Annotated in this window: 18 protein-coding genes and 2 pseudogenes; 5 read left to right on the top strand and 15 right to left on the bottom strand. The window is 35.4% G+C overall.

What is annotated here, in order from left to right:
* Positions 1–52: 52 nt before the first annotated feature.
* The 4 genes from recJ to def all read right to left on the bottom strand — a co-directional run bounded on the left by recJ (position 53) and on the right by def (position 4229).
* Positions 53–2365, bottom strand: coding sequence for a single-stranded-DNA-specific exonuclease RecJ (recJ, locus tag H6G44_RS07320; RefSeq protein WP_190385647.1), 2313 nt, complete (start codon positions 2363–2365; stop codon positions 53–55).
* A gap of 43 nt (positions 2366–2408) precedes the next feature.
* Complete coding sequence (locus H6G44_RS07315; protein WP_190385646.1) at positions 2409–3215, bottom strand: PD-(D/E)XK nuclease family protein; 807 nt, start codon at positions 3213–3215, stop codon at positions 2409–2411.
* A 234-nt stretch (positions 3216–3449) separates the two neighbouring features.
* On the bottom strand, positions 3450–3653 hold the full coding sequence (locus H6G44_RS07310; RefSeq protein WP_190385645.1) for a hypothetical protein: 204 nt from the start codon (positions 3651–3653) through the stop codon (positions 3450–3452).
* A gap of 12 nt (positions 3654–3665) precedes the next feature.
* Positions 3666–4229 carry a peptide deformylase gene (gene def / locus H6G44_RS07305; RefSeq protein ID WP_190385655.1) on the bottom strand — a complete coding sequence of 188 codons (564 nt, stop codon included), beginning with the start codon at positions 4227–4229 and terminating at the stop codon, positions 3666–3668.
* A 101-nt stretch (positions 4230–4330) separates the two neighbouring features.
* On the opposite strand from def, the gene H6G44_RS07300 reads away from it, so the two are divergent.
* Positions 4331–4993 (top strand): methyltransferase type 11, encoded by a 663-nt coding sequence (locus tag H6G44_RS07300; RefSeq protein ID WP_190385644.1) that lies wholly within the window; start codon positions 4331–4333, stop codon positions 4991–4993.
* Between the two features lie 184 nt (positions 4994–5177).
* Here H6G44_RS07300 and aat read toward each other — a convergent pair whose 3' ends face one another.
* On the bottom strand, positions 5178–5753 hold the full coding sequence (gene aat / locus H6G44_RS07295) for a leucyl/phenylalanyl-tRNA--protein transferase (protein ID WP_190385654.1): 576 nt from the start codon (positions 5751–5753) through the stop codon (positions 5178–5180).
* A 54-nt stretch (positions 5754–5807) separates the two neighbouring features.
* On the opposite strand from aat, the gene H6G44_RS07290 reads away from it, so the two are divergent.
* Positions 5808–6137, top strand: coding sequence for a hypothetical protein (locus tag H6G44_RS07290; RefSeq protein ID WP_190385643.1), 330 nt, complete (start codon positions 5808–5810; stop codon positions 6135–6137).
* Between the two features lie 98 nt (positions 6138–6235).
* Here H6G44_RS07290 and rpsN read toward each other — a convergent pair whose 3' ends face one another.
* The 4 genes from rpsN to ileS all read right to left on the bottom strand — a co-directional run bounded on the left by rpsN (position 6236) and on the right by ileS (position 14207).
* Positions 6236–6538, bottom strand: coding sequence for a 30S ribosomal protein S14 (gene rpsN / locus H6G44_RS07285; RefSeq protein WP_027404105.1), 303 nt, complete (start codon positions 6536–6538; stop codon positions 6236–6238).
* A 229-nt stretch (positions 6539–6767) separates the two neighbouring features.
* Positions 6768–10385 carry a phosphoenolpyruvate synthase gene (gene ppsA / locus H6G44_RS07280; protein WP_190385642.1) on the bottom strand — a complete coding sequence of 1206 codons (3618 nt, stop codon included), beginning with the start codon at positions 10383–10385 and terminating at the stop codon, positions 6768–6770.
* 236 nt (positions 10386–10621) lie between these two features.
* Complete coding sequence (locus H6G44_RS07275; RefSeq protein ID WP_190385641.1) at positions 10622–11227, bottom strand: Uma2 family endonuclease; 606 nt, start codon at positions 11225–11227, stop codon at positions 10622–10624.
* A gap of 70 nt (positions 11228–11297) precedes the next feature.
* Positions 11298–14207 (bottom strand): isoleucine--tRNA ligase, encoded by a 2910-nt coding sequence (gene ileS / locus H6G44_RS07270; protein WP_190385640.1) that lies wholly within the window; start codon positions 14205–14207, stop codon positions 11298–11300.
* A 160-nt stretch (positions 14208–14367) separates the two neighbouring features.
* On the opposite strand from ileS, the gene H6G44_RS20220 reads away from it, so the two are divergent.
* The 3 genes from H6G44_RS20220 to H6G44_RS07260 are packed head-to-tail and all read left to right on the top strand — an operon-like array spanning position 14368 to position 15387.
* A complete protein-coding gene (locus H6G44_RS20220; protein ID WP_242031665.1) occupies positions 14368–14901 on the top strand; it encodes a hypothetical protein in 534 nt (177 codons plus the stop codon).
* On the top strand, positions 14892–15113 hold the full coding sequence (locus H6G44_RS07265; protein ID WP_338078969.1) for a DUF6883 domain-containing protein: 222 nt from the start codon (positions 14892–14894) through the stop codon (positions 15111–15113). The genes H6G44_RS20220 and H6G44_RS07265 overlap by 10 nt, the downstream gene beginning before the upstream one ends.
* Positions 15114–15135: 22 nt before the next feature.
* The gene (locus H6G44_RS07260) at positions 15136–15387 is read left to right on the top strand and encodes a DUF4926 domain-containing protein (RefSeq protein WP_168635317.1); all 252 of its coding nucleotides are present in this window, start codon (positions 15136–15138) and stop codon (positions 15385–15387) included.
* A gap of 43 nt (positions 15388–15430) precedes the next feature.
* On the opposite strand, the gene H6G44_RS07255 is transcribed toward H6G44_RS07260, so the two are convergent.
* From H6G44_RS07255 to H6G44_RS07230, 6 genes and pseudogenes are all read right to left on the bottom strand, one after another.
* Positions 15431–16756 (bottom strand): hypothetical protein, encoded by a 1326-nt coding sequence (locus tag H6G44_RS07255; protein ID WP_190385639.1) that lies wholly within the window; start codon positions 16754–16756, stop codon positions 15431–15433.
* 132 nt (positions 16757–16888) lie between these two features.
* Positions 16889–17342: pseudogene (locus H6G44_RS20805) on the bottom strand (REP-associated tyrosine transposase).
* Positions 17335–17973, bottom strand: a complete 639-nt coding sequence (locus tag H6G44_RS07245; protein ID WP_190385638.1) for a DUF4435 domain-containing protein — start codon at positions 17971–17973, stop codon at positions 17335–17337. The pseudogene H6G44_RS20805 and the gene H6G44_RS07245 overlap by 8 nt, the downstream one beginning before the upstream one ends.
* A 7-nt stretch (positions 17974–17980) precedes the next feature.
* Positions 17981–19333 carry an AAA family ATPase gene (locus H6G44_RS07240; RefSeq protein WP_190385637.1) on the bottom strand — a complete coding sequence of 451 codons (1353 nt, stop codon included), beginning with the start codon at positions 19331–19333 and terminating at the stop codon, positions 17981–17983.
* Positions 19334–19507: 174 nt separating this feature from the next.
* Positions 19508–19951 (bottom strand): annotated as a pseudogene (locus H6G44_RS07235) (REP-associated tyrosine transposase); the annotation flags it as partial.
* 234 nt (positions 19952–20185) lie between these two features.
* Complete coding sequence (locus tag H6G44_RS07230; RefSeq protein WP_190385636.1) at positions 20186–20962, bottom strand: DUF5131 family protein; 777 nt, start codon at positions 20960–20962, stop codon at positions 20186–20188.
* Positions 20963–21077 lie beyond the last annotated feature (115 nt).

Raw genomic sequence — 21077 nt, 5'->3', positions numbered from 1 at the left:
TAACATTGGGTTTTGGGGTTATTTGCGTCAATTTAAACCACGAAAACTACTATTATTTATTCATCATAGCAATGATAATAGATAAAGGTACATGAGAAAAATAATCTCGTTGAAATTGTTCTTCTCTGACTGCGGCTAAAAATTGGTTGATAACCTTATCAGCAGATTTTTGATCATATCTAGAATCCCAGATGATTTGTAAATGATGATCTTGACGTTGAATAATAAACCCTAAATATTTCAATGCTTGAAAACCCAAATATAGACATTGATTACTAATACCTAATTTCTCTAAAAGTTCTACAGAGATAACTGGTTGATTTGTTCGACTGAGATATTTAGCAATACCTACTAAGGTTATCCAAATATCTTTAGGGGTGTGGTTTTGGGATTTTTTCCAAGCAATTACTAATTGTTTTTGTTGTTCAAGAGATTGTTTCCACCACAAACGTAAACTATCCCAACTGGTAGGACAATCTTTAATGATTAATAATGATTTTTCAGATTTTATTTCTCCTAAATTTTCCTGATTTCTCCAATCTAAAATCATTGCCAAATTCGGAGTTTTTATTTCAGTTTCAACATGAGAACGTACCGCAATTAATCTAATTTCATAACGGTTTTTAAAACTGTTAAAATCAATTTCGGCAATACAATCACATCTACCTATAGGTAATTCTTCCTGATAATGTCCCCACCAAATCCCCGGAAAAGGATTATTATTAGAGTTATCTCGGATATTAAAATCAGTTTTAATATATTGGATTTTATTTCCTTTCCAATCCTGTTGATTTTGATGACGAGAATTTTCAAACCAACAATTTTTAATTAGTAATTTGGGAATAGGATTTCCCATTCCACAGGGTTCTAAAAGTTTTAATTCTAAAAATAAATCTTTGCCCAAATCTGCAACCGTCACCACCAAATCAGCTTGTACACTGGGAATGAGATTAATTCCTCCTAAAGATTGGCGTAATTTCTGGTTAATTGCGGCTGTAAATAAAGGGATATTTTCTATTAATAAACTCAAACCTGCTGCAAAGGGATGTCCACCAAAACGGTATAATAAATGGGCTTGTTCTTGAACTAGTTGATATAAATCAACAGAATTAATCGACCGGGCTGAACCTCGCGCTAGAGATAGGCTAGAATCTGTCTGATTTTCCTTTGCTTCTGTACTTAACAAAATTGTCGGTCGCCCTGTTTCCTGGGCAATTTGTCCGGCAACTAGACCCAAAACACCAACCGCCCATTGAGGATCTTCTAAAACAATGATACTGGTAGTTGATAAGTCTAATTGCCTGAGTTTTTTAGTAACTTGCGCTTGCACATCTTTTTGTAAAGACTTCCGACGGGAATTAGCTAATTCTGTTTCTTCTGCAAGTAGTTGACAACGCTGCATATCTCTACTCGTCAATAATTCTACACAAAAACTAGCGTCACCATGAATGCGACTCACGGCATTAATGCGGGGTCCCAAACCAAAGGAAATATCTGTAGGGCGATCGCCACTTTTCTGGCATAATTCTAATAACTTACCCAGACCTGGCCTTCTTCTTTCTTTGGGTAATTTTTTATAATCTGTGTGTAATTGTTGAATTCCCAATTGTGCCAAATACCGACAATCACCACTTAATTGTACCAAATCAGCAATTAATCCCACCGCTACTAAATCTAATAAATCTGTTAATGGATGTTTGGGAATATCTGGCAAACTTATATATAATGCTTCCACCAATTTATAAGCAACTGCCACACCAGAAAGATGATATAAAGGGTGTTCTTTTGCTAAATAACGCGGGTTAATAATTGCAATTACCGGAGGACGTGCTGATGGTAATGTATGATGGTCAGTTATGATGACATCTATTCCTAAATTTTGGGCATAAATGATTTCTGAAATATTTGTACTGCCTGTATCACAGGTAATAATTAATTTACAATCTTGGGCAGCTAAAATATCAATTCCTGGTTTATTTAAACCATGAGATTCTGTTAAGCGATTGGGAATATAATAACTTAATTGGTGATGTTGCTGAAAAAATTCTCCCAAACCATCCCATAATACCGCAGTTGAGGTAATACCATCTGCATCAAAATCTCCCCAAATAGCAACTTTTTCTCCCGTTTTTCTCGCAGTTATTAACCGTTGCAAAGCCAAATTCATTTCCTGTCCAAATTCTCCAGGATTCGCAGGTTGATAAATTTGATAATTAATAAAAGCTGCTAATTTTTCCTCATTTTGAATTCCCCGTTGCCAAAATAATTGAGATGCAAAATTACCACTTGTTGCGGGTGCGTACTTTTTTACTAATTCGATAAACCAATCTGGGGGTTTTTCTGTTGTTGTTAAAATCCATTCCATTGTTAGTTGTTAGTTGTTAGTTGTTAGTTGTTCCCTTTTGATTTTAAAGTGATACTTCTGCGATATTTTCCAGACTAGGAAAGTTTTGGTTGATTTCTATGGTTTGTTGCTGGTTTTTTTGACGTTGACACCGCACAGCATATTGACAAAATTCACAGATTTTATGGGCTTCCTTAATTTGCGGTAATGATATATTATATTCATAATCTTTTACCCAGTTTGTCAGATTGTTTAATAGTTGATTTAATTCCTGTGCGGTTTTTTGATGTTCTGTTTCATTATATAAAAATTTAATATTTTTAGTTTGCCCTTTTGATTGGACAAACCAGTAAGTCATAGAAATATTTTCTAATAAATAATTGCTAGTTTCCGCCATAACATATATATATAGTCTTGTTTGCCAATTTCGGGCTAATATTTCTCGTTTTGACGGTTGGGGATAGGTTTTCCAGTCGAGAATTTGGGCTTGATTTTGGTCAGCAATTAATAAATCATAAATAACTGTGAGCAGGTAATCTCCAATTTGTAAAGTTCGATAATGTTCACTTTCCCGAAAAGTTTGATTATCAATATTAGTTGTAAATATTTCTGGAGAAATATTACTAAAATCAGTCATCCAACTTTGTAATTGAGAATCTGCTTGTAACAAATTATCAATAGGTAAACCCATTTCTCTTTGCTGCATGAGTAAATGAAAGCGACTACCTAAAATTTGATATTCTTCGTGTTTGGGATCTATAGGGGTGTTAAGTTGTTCTAAATAACTATGCTGGAATTTGCGAGGACAAGTTGCGAGTAAGTTGAGATGTCCTTGAGAAAGCCTAAGTATTTTCGTGGAAGTTGGTAGCATGATTCTATTTTATTTACAGCGGATTAACATAAGGGTGAGGTACACTTTTGGCGGTCAAGATGCCCGCACCACAAGAGTTTGATTATTAATATCTGTACTTTATAATACCGGAAACTGCTGTATCTATAGGAGGGAACAGGGAAGAATTACTTATTACTTAGTAAAAAATAAAAGGTAAAAGGCTGAAGTGTGTATTCTTCGTTCATCCTCTTACCTTTTTCGTATACCTGATGCTTATTTCATATTAGCTCGCGCATCCCTGACTGCGGCAATAAAAAAGAATCCCGTGAGCGGAATGCTCAAAGCTAGGATAATGGCAGTAGTTTGGAAACCAAAATCTGGTTCTCCATAACTAAGTTCAAAAACCGAACCAACAGCCGCAATCGCTGCAACACAAGCACCACCTAAAAATAAACCGCTTTTTGGAGTTAAATACACTACTAGACCACCCTATACTACTGGTTTGACCGCTTGATATGAGAAGCCGTTTTTAGATAGCTCCTCGGCTAAATTTAAGGAATTTTCCACACGATCTACAAATACCACACCATTTAGGTGATCTAACTCGTGGAGGATACAGCGACCAAGTAAATCATCTGCTTTTAATGTTTGGGGACGACCATATTCATCTTTATAGGCAATTGTTACCACTTCTGGCCGTTTTACATCTAAAAATACGTTGGGAATACTCAAGCAACCTTCCTGAGCCACACAGACCTTACTGCTCACCTGTTTAATCGTGGGGTTAATCAATACCAATGGAGGATGATCTGGTTCGTCTGGTTTACAGTCAATCACAATTAGCTGTTTATTAATCCCGACTTGAGGTGCGGCCAAACCAATGCCATCTGAACTATACATAGTTTGCAGCATTTCGCGCACAATTTGGCGGAGTTCGTCATCTATTTTTGTAACACGCTTTGCAGGTTGACGCAACACGCGATCGCCTAAGTAGTGAATTTGTAGGGGTGGATTTTTTAACTTTTTCTTCTCGACAGCAATATCAGAGGGCATGGTTCTTGATGGCTTCATAGTGAATAATCTTACTAATCTAATTCTATCGTTAGTAGTCTAGTTCTCAGTTGATATAATCCAATGACGTGCATTAAATCATTATGTTCAAAGAAGAAGCTAGGTGGTTGGCAAATATTATCTATTCTCTCAACCCAAACACTGTATTCCCTATACTCAATATTGGTAGTTCAAACCAAAAATTTAGAGAACATGAACAACCTTGGATTGATGAACTATTATTCAAACCAGCTAGAACAAAAGGGTACTCAGTAATTCATGCGGACGTGAAAAACGATACAGGCGTTGATCTAGTGGGGGATTTATGCGACCTTGATTTTTTACAGAAACTTTCAGAAATGAATATTCAATCTGTATTGTGTTCTAACTTATTGGAACATATAACAAATAGAGAAGAAATATGTCAAATAATTAGCTCTATTATCCCTAAAGCTGGCTATATTTTCGTTACAGTTCCTTATAAATATCCCTACCACCGCGATCCTATAGATACCATGTTTCGACCTGATATCCAGGAATTGGGTAGCCTATTTCCCGATTTCAAAATTGTCAATGGAGAAATTCTTGCCGGAGGTTATTTAGTGCAATCAACTACCATTACACCTGTATTATATACACTTGCAATGGTCATTCGACTGATGTTACCCATTTACCAACCTTTGAGGTGGTTCGATTCTTTAAAATACGCATTATGGTTATTCAAAGATATTTCTGTTAGCTGTGTTGTGTTAGAAAAAGTTAATTAGGAAACAGGCAAGAGTTTTACAGTAATTCCGCTTGGGCAAGATGCCCGCCCCACAAGAGTTTTATGATTAATATCTGTATTTTCTTAGGTTGTAGTTTATTTGCTGTTCGTACAGTCGCTAATAGATAAGAGAGTTGAAAGTCTCTTTGTGTGTAGGTTTTACCAATTACCTATTACCTATTGCCTTAAATTAGGGTACAAGAAGTTAATAAGGCTTGTTTGAGTAAAACTTCATATTCTTCACTACTAACATGATAAGCGCCAAATCTGGCTAAATGAGGATTCATCATTTGCGCGTCAAATAATATAAATTTCCGTTGACGCAATCTTTCTACTAATTTCACCATTGCGACCTTAGAACCTTCAGAAATATTGAAAAACATAGATTCACCAATAAAAGCACCTCCAATGACAATTCCTAAAATTCCCCCAGCTAATTCATCACCTAACCAAGTTTCAAAACTATAAGCGTAACCATTTTCATAAAGTAACCAATAAATTTTTTCTAATTCTGGAGAAATCCAAGTTATGTCACGGTTAGCACATCCAGCAACTACACCCAAAAAGTCACGGTTAACAGCGACTGTGAAGCGTTCTTGGTTGAGAAATCGCTGTAATGACTTAGGATAACGAAAACGGTCATCCAAGGGGATTAGAGTCCGTTCCTTGCTTCCATACCATCCCAGGTTATTACTTTCATCAGACATGAGAAAATAACCTTGGGTATAACCCCGAATAATAGCACCAATATCATATTCCATTTCCATTGTCTTTTTTTGACCCTGACAAACAAATTCTATATAAAATATACACAGATGACTCAAGCAATTCCACCTATTACCCTACCACCTTCGCAAAATCCCCAGCAAGAGGGGGAATGGTTACAACAAAACTTGTTAAGCTGGCTTGATGAAGAGTTTATTCCTGAAGTAATTAATCAAAATATAGCCCAGCGGGCTTCACAGATTTTTGTCAGACAACGCATGGAGGGAGAAAACGATTTAGGTTCTCTGGTAATTGCCATTGTCACAGAGATGGAGTCATTTGATTTTTCTAAAAGCTTTTTTGGAGAGTTTGCGATCGCCAACGCCGTTAGCGATCTACTCTTAGATAGCCTGGGAATTGATCATTGTTGTGGACAATAGTATTTTAGTATTGGTCATTGGTTATTGCTCATTGGTTTATAGCGACTTACTACTAACAACTGACCACTGACCACTGACCACTGACCACTAACTACCAACTACCAACTAGACTTAACAACGCCAGGTAAAAGACCCTCATGAGCCCATTCCCGGAGTACGTTCCGAGATAAACCGAAATCACGGTACACACCTCTAGGACGACCAGTTAACCAGCAACGGTTGTGCTTACGAGTAGGAGCACTGTTACGGGGTAATTGTTGAATTTTACGATGAACTTCTAGTTTCAACAATGGAGATTCTGCGGTTCTAAACTCTTCTAATAGTGCTTCCCGCTTTTCAGCATACTTAGCTACCATTTTGGCGCGTTTTTTCTCGCGCTCAATCATACTCTTCTTGGCCATGAATTCCCTAATCTAATAAAAGACAGCACTCCCAATTGTACACCTTTTTTAGTAATTTGTCGAGAAATAAAATCTGAATCCTTTTCACCTTTTGCTGTGATCACTTACGCAAGTATCACAGCAAAAATTAACAATCCGTTGTCAGTGGTTAGTTGTCAGTTGTCAGTTGTCAGTTTTAAACTATTACCAATTACCAATTACCAATTACCAATTCCCTATTACCAATTCCCTATTCCCCTCTTTCTGCTTTCGCAATTTCTAACATGGTCTTAATAACAGAATCAGGATTTAGACTAATAGAATCTATACCTTGTTGAACGAGGAAACGAGCAAATTCTGGATAATCGCTGGGTGCTTGTCCACAAATACCAATTTTGCGGCCATTTTGTTTAAATGTAGTTATGGCTTTAGCAATTATTCGTTTTACAGCTTCATTGCGTTCATCAAATAAATGTGCTACCAATTCAGAATCTCGATCTAATCCTAATGTTAATTGTGTTAAATCATTAGAACCAATAGAGAAACCGTCAAAAATTTGGCTAAATTCATCAGCTAATAAAACGTTACTGGGTAATTCACACATTACATAAACTTCTAAGCCATTTTCACCTTTAACTAAACCATTTTTTGCCATTTCTGCTAATACTCGTTTTCCTTCTTCGGGGGTACGACAAAAGGGAATCATCAAAATCATATTGGTTAAACCCATTTCATTTCTGACCCGTTTCATAGCCTCACACTCTAAAGCAAAACCTTCACAATAACGCGGATCATAATAACGAGAAGCACCACGCCAACCAATCATCGGATTTTCTTCTTTGGGTTCAAATTGTCTACCTCCTAAAAGATTAGCATATTCATTACTTTTGAAATCAGACAATCTCACAATTACAGGTTTAGGATAAAATGCAGCCGCAATTGTGCCGATACCTTGGGCTAATTTAGTAATAAAAAATTCGGCTTTGTTTTCATATTGTGCAGTTAATTCGCTAATTTTATATTTGGCAAGTTCGTCTTCTAATTTGTCAAAATGTAATAATGCTAAAGGGTGGGCTTTAATATGGTTAGCAATAATAAATTCCATTCTTGCTAAACCAACACCATCATTAGGAATTGCAGTTAAACCCAGGGCTTCTTCAGGATTACCTACATTCATCATAATTTTAGTCCGAGTTCGGGGCAAGTTATCTAAAGTTAATTCTTGAATTTCAAACTTTAATAAACCTGAATAAACTTGACCTGTTTCCCCTTCTGCACAACTAACAGTAATCTCTTGTTCAGTTTCTAAAATTGTGGTCGCATTTCCACAACCAACGATAGCAGGAATGCCCATTTCTCTAGCAATAATTGCTGCATGACAGTTACAAACAACTACAGGAGTATATTTATCCGTGAAAACTAGATAATTATGATGATTCGCAACAGTAATATTATAAACTTCAGCGTCTACTTCATCTACAACTTTAACAACTCGTTGCATCCGAATATCACCTTGCAGAAGTTGTTCAAATTGACCTATTTCACGGAGTTGTTTATCAGAAATTAGGAGATTTTTATCTTTTCTAAGTTTGATTTCTCCTGTTACATTGTCATCAAATAGTTGATTAGTAGCAAAGAAACGGGTTTGAATAGTTCTTGGAGTAACTTCTCCCTTGACTCGTTGGGTATATTCTAAAATTTGCTCTAATTTTTCTACAATTTGGACATTGTAGATATGACGATTTATGGTAACTTGAGGAACAATATTAATTTTTAAACAAGCAATAATGACAGCTTGTAGTAAGTTTTCTTCAGAGATATAGATGTTAATGCGATTATTAGCATAGAAACCATCACCATCAATTACACCCCCTAAAAAGTGATAAGAAACTTCTGAAGTGTTTTCTAGGAGAATTTGGGTAATCTGTTGTTCTTTTTGTTTTAAGTCGTAAGCTATAGCTTTAGAATAAACACGATAAGCTGTAGCTTGTCCTTTTACCTGTTTTCCTCGGACGTAACCTGAAGATACTGGTTTCTCACAAGGAGTAAAAGATTTACCATAAACAGTATTCATTTTGTCATTCATAGTAACTATGAATGCTTGTTTTTCTGGTAAACATTTTTGAATAAACTGGACTTCCCCACGAGTTCGACTAGTGTAAATTGAACCGTCTGTGATGATTCCCCCAATCAGATAAGCTAAATCAGCTTCTTGATTTTTGTTGTCACCCAATGTGGGAATATTCTGAGATACAAGCACCATTTCCTGAGTATCTAACATTTCTTGAATCTCAGTTTTGGTATATTCACCATTCCGAAGGTTGACCATTTTATGATCAGGAGTTAATCGCAGGATATTATCTGTGACTTTCCCAGTTTGAGATACACTCACACCAATTGTTTTAGATGTTCGTTTCATGGCATCTTCAATGGGTTTCCATTCCATTTGATGGGTTTTGGTGTTGAGGGCTAAAGTTGATAATCCTTGATATCCTTGTTCATAAATCTGCTGAATGGTCATAAAACCTTGATTGGTGAGAATTTTTGTCTCTCCATCAAAACAAGTCCGTCCCCCAGAGTTAGTGACAATAGCGCTGGCTTTTTTCATAATCGGCTCCCAGTCGGGGTCTGTGCGATTGGTAACTAGCACTTCTCCAGCTTGAAAGAGATTAATTTGTGATACATCTAGAATTACTCTAGCTTGACCTTGACCGATCATTTCCCCCACACTTCGACCTGTTAATAAAACTTGACTTTTTTCCTTGAGTTGATAAGTTTTGAGAACGGTTTTTGATTTTTGAGATTGAACGGTTTCTGGTCTAGCTTGGACGATGAATAATTCACCTGTTATCCCATCTTTTGCCCATTCAATATCCATTGGTGTGGTTATTCCTCGAATTTGGGAATAATGATCTTCAATGATACAAGTCCATTCAGCTAGTTGTAATATTTCTTGATCATTTAGAGCAAATTGATGACGTTCAAGTTGAGAAACGGAGATATTTTTAGTTAATTTTGATCCACCTAGATCATAAATCATTTTAATTTCTTTTGTTCCCAAACGTTTTTGGAGAATGGGTTTATATCCTTGTTTTAAAGTTGGTTTAAATACTAAATACTCATCGGGATTAACAGCACCTTGGACAATAGTTTCACCCAAACCATAAGCAGCGGTAATTAAAGCGGCATTTTTAAAACCTGTTTCGGTGTCTATAGAAAACATGACTCCAGAAGATGCTAAATCAGAACGTACCATTTTTTGGACACCCACAGACAAAGCTACTTCAAAATGATCAAAACCTTTAATTTGTCTGTAGGAAATTGCCCTGTCTGTGAAGATAGAAGCAAAGCATTTATGGCAAGATTCTAACAAGCTTTTAATGCCATGAACATTCAAATAAGTTTCTTGTTGTCCCGCAAAACTAGCATCTGGTAAATCTTCGGCCGTGGCACTAGAACGCACAGCCACATCAATATTAATACCGTATTCTTGACATAAACTTTGATAGGATTTAATGATCGCTTCTTGCAATTCTAGCGGAAATGGAGTTTCTAACATTAATGATCTGGCTTTTTTTCCACATTCCCGCAGATTATCCATATTTTCCACATCTAAATCTGCAAAAATCTTTCTTAATTTTACCTCTAAACCAGCCGCAGTAATAAAGTATCTATAAGCATAAGCAGTTGTCGCAAAACCATGAGGAACTTTCACCCCTTTGGAACTTAATTGTTGAATCATTTCCCCTAAAGAAGCGTTTTTACCACCTACCAAGGGAATATCTGCAATTCCCACGGAATTAAAGGGTAATACTAAAGCTTCTTGATTAATTTGGCTATGTTCTTGGTTGTGTCCAATTTGCAGCATATTCTGAAATTCCTTAAATATAATGTTATTTAATTCAGAACCGAATTTAAATGTATATCTTTGAGGATGTTGCTGATATATTTGTATTCTAGACTATAATTCGACTTGAGAATAATATGGCGAAATAATACGTAATATATATAGAGCTTGCACGTGACCTAAGTATAAATTAATCCTACTCTGTTATCTCTGCGGCTCTGCGTGAGACAAATTCATACTTTTATTTAATTTATTTATCACCAAATCTCACTTAAATCTAACACAAATCCTGGCAAAATATCCTCACCAGTTAATGTTTGAGGATTATCTAATTCTTGAACTGCACAATTAGGACGATAAATAAATACTTGGCGTTGTTTTCTATCAATTAACCAAGCTAATTGTGTGCCATTGTCTATATATTCTTGCATTTTTTCCTTTAATGTAGATAAACTATCATTTTCTGAACGCAATTCTACTACAAATTCGGGACAAATAGGCGCGAATTTCTTTCTTTTCTCTGCGGGTATTATTTCCCATTTTGTGCGTTTTATCCATGCTGCGTCGGGAGAACGGACTGCACCATTAGGTAGGGTAAAACCACCACTAGAACCAAATCCTACTCCTGTACCATCTTGCTTTATCCAAATACCTAATTGGCCAATTAAGTTAAAATTGCGTTGACCTGTTTCTGAATCTGTAGGAGACATAATCAATAAATCTCCAAGGTGGTTACGTTCAATTCTCAAATCACGGTTTAACTGACAGAAATCAAAAAACTGATCATCTGGCATGATCATATTTGGTAGCATTTGTAATACCATTGGTAATATTTCTAAATCTACAGATAATTGTGTGTTCATGATCATTAAAAATGGTAAGATGATTCAGATCCCCGACTTCTTTTTAGTAGAAATCGGAGATATTATGGTTCTAAAACTCTCCAGCTAAAGCAGGAATACACCGTTCACAGAGTAAAGGATGTTCTGCTGATTCACCAACATGGGGAGAATAATTCCAACAGCGATCGCATTTCTGATATAATTTACCATTATGCTCTTGTTCTGCGGCATTGACTACCCCAATATCCCAATTATCTTGACCTTCAACCCGCAAAGTTTTCAATCCTTTTAATGACCTTCGTGTGTCTAATAATTGCACCTTGGAAGTGAGGAACAAATACCGCAATTCATCAATACCATTCCCGCAAACATTTAAAGGTTTGATAGCAGCGCGTAATTCTTTATCACTTAGATAAATTAAAGCAATAGCTTCTAAAGAAGAACCAATTAGTTTTTCTACCCGCGCTTGTTCTAAAACCTTATTAACATCACTACGAATGCGTCGCAGTGTTTTCCAAAATTCCGCTAATTCGGGATGATCCCATTCATCATTAACTTTGATCCAACCAGCTTGAAAAACTGATTTATGAGCCGTTTTATAGGGAATAAATTGCCAGATATCTTCCGCAGTATGACACAAAACCGGAGCGATCGCTTTCGCTAAATTTTCCAAAGCAATTTGCAGAACTGTTTGACAACTACGACGACGGAAAGCATCAGCAGAACTGATATATAATCTATCTTTCGCAATGTCTAAATAGAAATTTGACAAATCTACAACACAGAAATTCTGTACAGTTTGAAAAAAGCGGAAAAACTGGAAACTATCAAAAGCTTCCGTCACCTCATTAAACACCTCACGAATGCGATGCAGCATATATTTATCCAAATCGGGTAAATCTTCAAAAGCTACAGCATCCTTCTGAGGATCAAAATCATGCAAACTACCCAATAAAAACCGCGCCGTATTGCGGATTTTATTTCTTACATCAGCTAATTGCTTGATGATATTACCACCCAAACGGACATCACCAGAATAATCTACCGAAGAAACCCACAACCGCAAAACATCAGCGCCATAAGCGGGTTCTTTTTTCTGGTCTTTTCCACCCAAAATCATTAATTGCGGGTCTACCACATTTCCCACAGATTTGCTCATTTTTCGTCCATGTTCATCCAAAACGAAACCATGAGTTAAAACAGTTTTATAAGGTGCAATACCATTAACCGCTACACTAGTCAACAAAGAAGATTGAAACCAACCTCGATGTTGATCAGAACCTTCCAAATACATATCCACAGGATAACACAACTCTGGTCTTTGTTTAGCCACCGCTGCCCAGGAAGAACCAGAATCAAACCAGACATCCATTGTATCAGTACCCCGGCGGTAAGTCTTGCCATTATTGCGGTATTGTTCCGGTAATAACTCCTCTACAGACAACTCCCACCAAGCATCAGAACCCCTTGTATTGATGATAGCTTGAACATGATTAATCGTGTCTGCATTCAGCAAAACTTCCCCAGTTGCTTCATCATAAAACACCGGAATGGGAACACCCCAAGAACGTTGACGAGAAATACACCAATCGGATCTTTCTGCTACCATAGGCGTAATGCGGTTTTCACCTTGGGGAGGAATCCAGCGTACCGAGGAAATAGCCGTTAAAGCCTCATCCCTAAATCCTGACACAGAAGCAAACCATTGTTCAGTAGCGCGGAAAATCGTCGGTTTTTTCGTTCTCCAGTCATAAGGATACTTGTGAGGATATGCTTCCTCCTTCAACAGAGAACCAACCTCATGCAAAGCGTCAATAATCGCTTGATTGCCTTCGCCCAAAACATTCAAGCCATAAAACTTACCAGCTTCATCCGTAAAATTACCACTATCATCAACAGGAGCAAGAATCGGCAAGCCGTAACGCTGACCAACGATGTAATCTTCTTGACCATGACCAGGAGCAGTATGTACCAACCCTGTCCCCGACTCAGTAGTGATATAATCACCACCAACCACAACCGGACTTTCACGGTCAAAAAGAGGATGACGATAAATAGTACCTTCCAAATCCTTGCCGACAAATTTGGCTTTTACCGTTAACTCACAATCCAAAACCGCAGCCAACCTATCAACCAACTCAGCCGCCACAATCAGATACTTGCACTCTCTCCGTGCCTCTGCGTCTCTGCGTGAGACCTCCACAACCGCATACTCCAACGCACCATTTACAGCCACAGCCAAATTACCGGGGATAGTCCAGGGGGTAGTAGTCCACACAGCCACGCCCAAATCAGGCAGGAACGGCTCTAAAACTGATTTTAATAGTTCTGTAACCTTCACCACCGGAAACGCGGCGTAAATGCTGCGAGAAACGTGACCTTCAGGATATTCTAACTCAGCTTCTGCTAAAGCGGTTTTAGAACTAGGACTCCAGTGTACAGGCTTGAGACCGCGATAAATATAACCTTTGAGGAACATTTCCCCAAAAACGCCAATTTGCGCGGCTTCGTATTCTGGCTGTAGAGTTAAATAAGGATTTTCCCAATCACCCCAAATCCCATAGCGTTTAAAACTTTCTCGTTGCTCATCTACGGTTTTTAGTGCGAACTGTTTCGCTTTTTGACGCAATTGCAAAGGAGTGAGATTTTGGCGTTCTGCCTGTTTCATATTTTGCAGAACTTTTAACTCAATAGGCAACCCGTGACAATCCCAGCCAGGAACGTAGCGAATCTTACGACCTTTTAGCAATTGGTAGCGGTTAATAATATCTTTGAGAATCTTATTTAAAGCATGACCAATATGTAATTGACCGTTAGCATAGGGAGGACCATCGTGCAGTATAAATAATTCGCCGGGGTTGTTTTCAGCCAGTTGAGAATAAATGTTGTTTTCTGCCCAGAATTTTTGGATTTCCGGTTCACGCTTAATGGCGTTTGCCCGCATATCGAAGTTAGTCTTGGGTAAGTTGACGGTGTCTTTGTATTTTCCAGTTTCGGTCACAGGTTCATGCCTAAATGTAGGTGTGCAGGTTATCCGATCAATTATAAATCGTCGGTTGGGTTGAAGAACGAAACCCAACAGCAGTTATCGGTATTTTGGGGTTAATTTTTTGTTTTTACTGCCTTAATTTATGATACGATTGATGCGTTAATACATGAGAATGGCAACAAATATGATAAATCCAGGGGAAAAACTGAAAGCATTGTTGATAAAAATGCTTTATTATAATGAACTTCATAAGAGATTTATTGAAGCTACCGAAGAAGAGGAAACACAGTATCTCCAGGAAGAGATTAAAAAAACACTCACAGCAATGAAACAGGATAACAAAGACGGTAATCTTGCCTTTGCTAAACAGAAAGAGATTGGTGAATATGAATTTTATCAGTTGTTAGTAGATAGCCTTGGAGCGAAACAAGCTGAGGAATTGTGTAAAGAAGCGGTATGGGATATGAATATGGTAACTAGGGCGGTAATTAGGGCGTTTGCCCCTCTGCCTGAAGTTCGCCAAAAACTTGAAGAGGAAGGATTCACTCTGGAAGATATTGAAGATATTATCAGACTAAACTCAAATCTGCTTCCCAATGCTGAAAATGCAGTTGTTGACATTCGTAAATTGCGTGACTACTCCTTGATCGAGATCATTCTACAGGAAAGGATAAAGCTCGTCTCTTTTCATCAATTTTGGGTATGACTGCTGAAAATGCTGAGGAATTACGCCAGATTATTTTAGAAAAAGTCAAAACTCAAGAAGTTAGCTTGAATAGGTATGATGAACATGGACAACGCTACACACTAGACTTTACTCTGGAATGGCAAAATAGAAGTGCAACTATTCGCACTGGTTGGATTATTAAATCTGGTTCTGATATTCCAAGATTAACATCCTGCTATCCTTTATTATAAAAATACCTGGAGATTATAGAAAATGAGCAAAATTCTTGCACCCGATCTACTAGATGTAGTAGCACTCACAGTTGATTTACCTGAATATAACTTGCTGCGTGGTCAAGTTGGTACAATAGTTGAATTATTAGCCGATGGCGCTGCGTTTGAAGTAGAATTTAGCGATAGTAATGGACAAACTTATGAATCTATTGGGTTGCGTCCAGAGCAAATTATGGTGTTACATTTTGAGCCAACATCACCTAATTTAGTGCCGGAAATGGTTACAGCGTAAATAGTTGTAGGTTGGGTTTATTCCATAAACCCAATCCAATTTTTTAACCTTGTTCTTCAACCTGCATCTGATTTTTCAATATGTCAGCTTGAATAGTTCGAGCTTTTGCAATGGTGCGACAATGATTAATTAACTGATAAGCTGGGTTTTTTCCCCTATCAACAATTTCCTGTAATAAATCTTCAACTGCTTTATTCCATGTTCCTTTTTCAGCAGCTTCATACAATGCTTTCTGTAAAGATGTATGTGCTTTCTTTCCAGTTCCAACTTGATCAATATTTTGCGGTAACTGATCTTTATTTTTAACTATTTTATTAGTTCTAATTTCATCAGATATAGGTGATTCTTTTTTAAATTCCACATCAAATAATTGAGCAAATTGTTTTGCTATTGCATCTATTGATGAAGAGAAATTTGTCCAGACAATAGCGGGAAGAAATGGAATTTGTCTATCTGACCATAATTCCTTGTATATTTGCCAATCTTCTTGAGCTTGAGATTTGCTAGATTTAATTTGTAATGGATAATTTTTGTCATGGACTTTCACAATTAAATCCCATTTTAATTTAATATCAGCAATACTATTTTCACCTGTGGGATAAGCTGTGATATTTTCTAACTTTTCTAAAGCTAACATAACTCTTTTAACTGAAGCATCACCAATTTCATATTCAGGTGTATCTGTAGAATATAAAGTATTAGCACTATAGTCTTTACAAACAACATCTAATATTCTTTTGGGTATGGGATAAAGTTGATCATTTCCATAAAAACCAAAATTACCTTCTGGATCTTCATATCTTGGAAATAGTAAAGGTTCTCCTGCTTCTGGAAGCCAATAAACTTCTTTTTTAATTGCAAATAAAAGGGGATTAATAACTATGTTTAAATAAGATTCTTCTTTGATTTGAATAACTTGGTAATTACTAATATTAATTCTGGATATATCAAAATACAAACTCAACGTTAATTGTTCATCTATGCCTTCTATTTCTGATACTAAATCATCCCATTGCGAATAATCATCATCAATTTTATATCTAATTTTATTAGGTAAATATGTTTGATAATTATAAACTTGTGGCTGACTTAAATCTAAGATATTACCATTTTGTAAAGCTAATAAATTATGAGTTATTGACTTATCGAGATATTCATGATCAATAATTTTCTGAAAAGGAATAATCCCACTATAAATAGTATCTCCTACTCGATTCTCCAGTGTGGAAATACTGCCCCCTGCTCCTTTAAATGTACAAATAATATTCCTCCTACCTCCATGTATAGTATTTCTACTTTCATTTAGGTTGGGTTTAATTCCTAATCTAAGTTCAACTATATTATCTAACATAAACTGCATAAACTGCATATTCAAAGAACGCAAATTATCCTATCATATTCTGGTAAATGTAGCAAATGTAGGTTGGGTTGAGGAACGAAACCCAACATCACCCATTGGTATTTTAAATTTAATGTTGGGTTTCATTTCATTCAACCCAACCTACTCATTACCAATATCATCATCAAAAATAATTTCCTCACCCGCACCCCACATCATGTCATACATACCTTGACGCACAGCACGGTGAAAACTGGAATATTCCCAATCCTTTGGTGCTGTTACCAAACCATGTTTCACAGGATTATAATGAATATATTCAACGTGATGAAAGAAAATCTATTTCATCTCTGATTAAATGTTCCCAAAAACGATATTGCCATATAGCCCGTTGTTTTTTCTTTCTTCTAGATACAGATATATTTTCTGGTGAAATAGTTTCACATTGACGACTAAAATAACTTTTAATTAACCGCCAACGGGTAGAAAAATCATGATCATTTTCTGGTAAAGTCCAAATACAGTGGAGATGATCAGGTAAAATAACAACAGCATCTATAATAAATGGATGTTTCCGCATCACATAACCAAAGATATTAATTTTACATTTATTCAGTAAGACGAATAAGTAAACTCTGAAACATTGTTTCTATATCAAATTGAAATTCAGTCTTTGCTTTATTCCAATTACAGCATTTGCCGAAATTATCTAACATATCAATATTTATGTTTAGTGATTCTCTAGCAGCACGAATTAGAAATAAATCTTCTAAGACTTTAGATAATTGATTGAGTATATCTATTGCTCTTAATTCAGATATACGTAGAGATAAAAGCAAGAATTTATTTAAAACTGTTTCATTAAAAAGATACATTTCCAAACATGAATAATCAGTGAAAAATAATAAATTGCACTGATAAGTTATATCGAATAACCAATCAAAATCTTTATCTGCAATACAAATAACATGAGGAGTAGTTTTTGGAAATTTATCCTGTAGGTACAAAGCAAGAGTAATAACACGACTACGGTTGTTATCTTTTAACTGAAGCTCAAATAATCTTTCAGCAGAAATATCAACTGTCTCAATTTCATAAACAACAATGTTTTGTATGCCTCTGTTTCTTAAAAACCATTCTAAAAAAAGTTTATCTGTTTTACCTTCAACATATATATCATGGAAATCAGGCTCAAGTTCATATCTGGCAACAAGTTCATCAAGCGTGTGTCTTATTTCATTTTCCATTTTCACTTTATTGCTCCGTCTTCACAAGCTTGATAACATGACCCTTGTATTGAGTAAGCAACTCTATTGAATGAGTAGCTAATATAAATTGAACTTGACTGCCTTTTGTTAACTCAAGTAATGCGTGAATAAGTTGACGTTGCCATTTTACATTTAAGGATATTTCTGGCTCATCAATAATAAAAATTGTTGCTTTATCTCGTGCAGTAAGAGTGTTACAAAAAAGTAATAGAAGTTGTTTTTCTCCTGAAGATAGTTTTTCAGGAGATAATTCTAGATTTTCATCAGTAAATATTTTTATTCCATCTCTGACATGAAGCTTTATATATTTATCATGAAAAAATTTATTAATGGTACTTTCAAAAGTAGTCAATAAATTTTGTGTATTTTGTAGTGCATCAAATCTTGCAGATACACTATCCAAATATGGTTTTAAAACACTCGATATAAGTGTAGATTTTCTTTTTGAATTTGATTCCAATATATTAACAATATTTTGACTATCCAATGGTGACATTAAGCCAAATCGAGAAAAATCTTTACTACGATTGTCTGCATTTATTAAGTCTTTAATTAATATTTCAAGTGGTTTTGGCAATTCTTCCATAACTTCTTTTTCTGAATTTTGAAGAATTTCAGTAATAATTTCTTCATAGACGTTGTGTACATTTGCTTCTCCTTGACTTGTCCCTGTTAATGTTTGATCACTAATCCATTTTTGAGTTCTTTTAATGGATGTTTTTAAAACTATATCTCTGTTAATTAAAGAATAATCATCTAATACATCAAAGCTTGATGAAGTAGTTCTTCTTTTTGAGAATAAAAATTCTCTATGTTTTTCATATAAATCATTATCATCATCATCTGGTAAGATATCACTTTTTAAGATTCTATCATCACCTAAAAAGAACATATTTAATTGAAGTTCTGTTAATTTCTCACAAAATTTATCACTTGGCAAGTGTTGTTTTCGTTTATCATATTCATAGTCCATTAGTTCATCAAAAATACTAATTTTATTCTGAAAAATTTGCAATTGAAATGAACCAACTAACTCTGAATTACCTCGACTAGCAATAAAACTATTACCATCAGCAAGAATTAACGAAAATTTGCTAAAAGGAATTTGGGTTAAAAATTTACGATGTCCAGGATGTGGTGATAGCAAATGAAATAAAAGCTTTAAAATCGTGGTTTTACCAGAACCATTATCTCCATAAAGGATCATGAGAGAAGAGTCTACTTCATTATGAGTATCTTTTTTTGATAATGTATAATTATATCTACCAAAAAGTTGCTCTACCTCAATACTTACAATGGAAAGGGGAGGACTATTGGTTTTAATATCAATCATCTGCATAACTGTTTCACTTTCTTAACGAACGAATAGATTGATTACATCAAAGGCTTTGATTCTTACTTAGAATACTACAATTATACTAAAAAATAGTGGTTCTACCGCTCCTTTTATAATATTTTCAGAAAAATACGGCTTAAACCCTTATCTTGATTAGATTTAAGGCTTTAATACTCTTCAAAATGGGCGAACTCGGAGCAGTAGAACCATAATTTCCTCACCCGCACCCCACATTATGTCATACATACCTTGACGCACAGCCCGATGAAAACTGGAATATTCCCAATATTTTGGTGCTGTTACCAAACCATGTTTCACGGGATTATAATGAATATATTCAACATGATTTTGAAAATCAATTTCATCTCTAATTAAATGTTCCCAAAACCGATATTGCCATATAGCCCGTTGTTTTTTGTTTTTTCTAGATATAGATATATTTTCTGGTGAAATAGTTTCACATTTACGACTAAAATAACTTTTAATTAAACGCCAACGGGTAGAAAAATCATGATCATTTTCTGGTAAAGTCCAAATACAGTGGAGATGATCAGGTAAAATAACAACAGCATCTATAATAAATGAATGTTTCCGCATTACATAACCAAAAGCATCTCTTAATTAAGCTTGTTGTAAGAGATTAGTCATAGTTTTTTGTCGCCATTATCAAAAATTTTGGTAAGTTGATAAAACTAGATTAATTTTATCACAAACATTTTATCTTTCATAAGAAAACTTTATTTTTTATTAACTGTAAATTTATTTTAAATGAAATTGTGCTTTGTACTACATAACTATCTGTTAATGAACGAAGAAAAAATACCTTTGGAGATTCTGTTAAAGTTACATTTCCACCTAAGCAGTAAGTTGCAAATTTTCTTTTTTTAATGCTAATTTTCGTGGAACTTGACCCCATTTTTTCTGATGTTCTTGCCAAGCTTCTGGCATTTCATCCCATATTCTACCATCTAATAACTTACCACCAGCTTTAGAAGTTCTACCACCAATTTGCTTAAAGAAAAATGCAACTTCTGCTTTTTGGCATTGGTCACGAATGTCTTCAGCCCATTCAATATTCATTGGACGATGTTTTTGACCAGATTCTCCACCAACAATGACCCAATCAATATTTGTGAGGTCGAGATTTAATGAACCTAACAATGGTTCACAGGAAAGAAAACGCACATTTACAGGAACTTGACGAAGTAAATCAATACGAGAAACATAACTTTGATTTTCTACTGATACACCTAACCAGATATTTTTATGAAATTCTAGATGTGGTGCTAATTCAACTAATCTTTCTGGTCTTTTTGTTAATATTTGATATATGTGATGAGGTGTAGCATGAATCACTTTAAACACATTTTTAATAAAATCTAAAGGTACTTCTTCATGAAAAAGATCACTCATTGAATTAACAAATATTCTACTGGGAGTACGCCATTTTAAAGGTTCTGTTAATCTTTCTGGATGTAGAGTTAAATCAAATCCATTTTTAAAATTATTAGGAAAGCGTTTAGTAATAGCTTCTGCGTAGCAATGCACACAACCTGGACTAACTTTGTTACAACCAGTTGTAGGATTCCAAGTTTTATCTGTCCACTCAATACCTGTGTTTATACTAGACATGATGATTTAACCTTAGTCAGTTATGAATTTTGTAAGTTATCTGAATTTGATGTTTTAATTCGTATGTACTATAATATAACAGATTTTATGAGTATCAAAAATAATTTCCTCATCC

The sequence above is a fragment of the Aphanizomenon flos-aquae FACHB-1287 genome, assembly GCF_014698755.1.
GTDB lineage: Bacteria > Cyanobacteriota > Cyanobacteriia > Cyanobacteriales > Nostocaceae > Dolichospermum > Dolichospermum flosaquae.
Note: the sequence above shows the minus strand (reverse complement) of the source record. Positions and strands in the feature narration are given on the sequence as shown.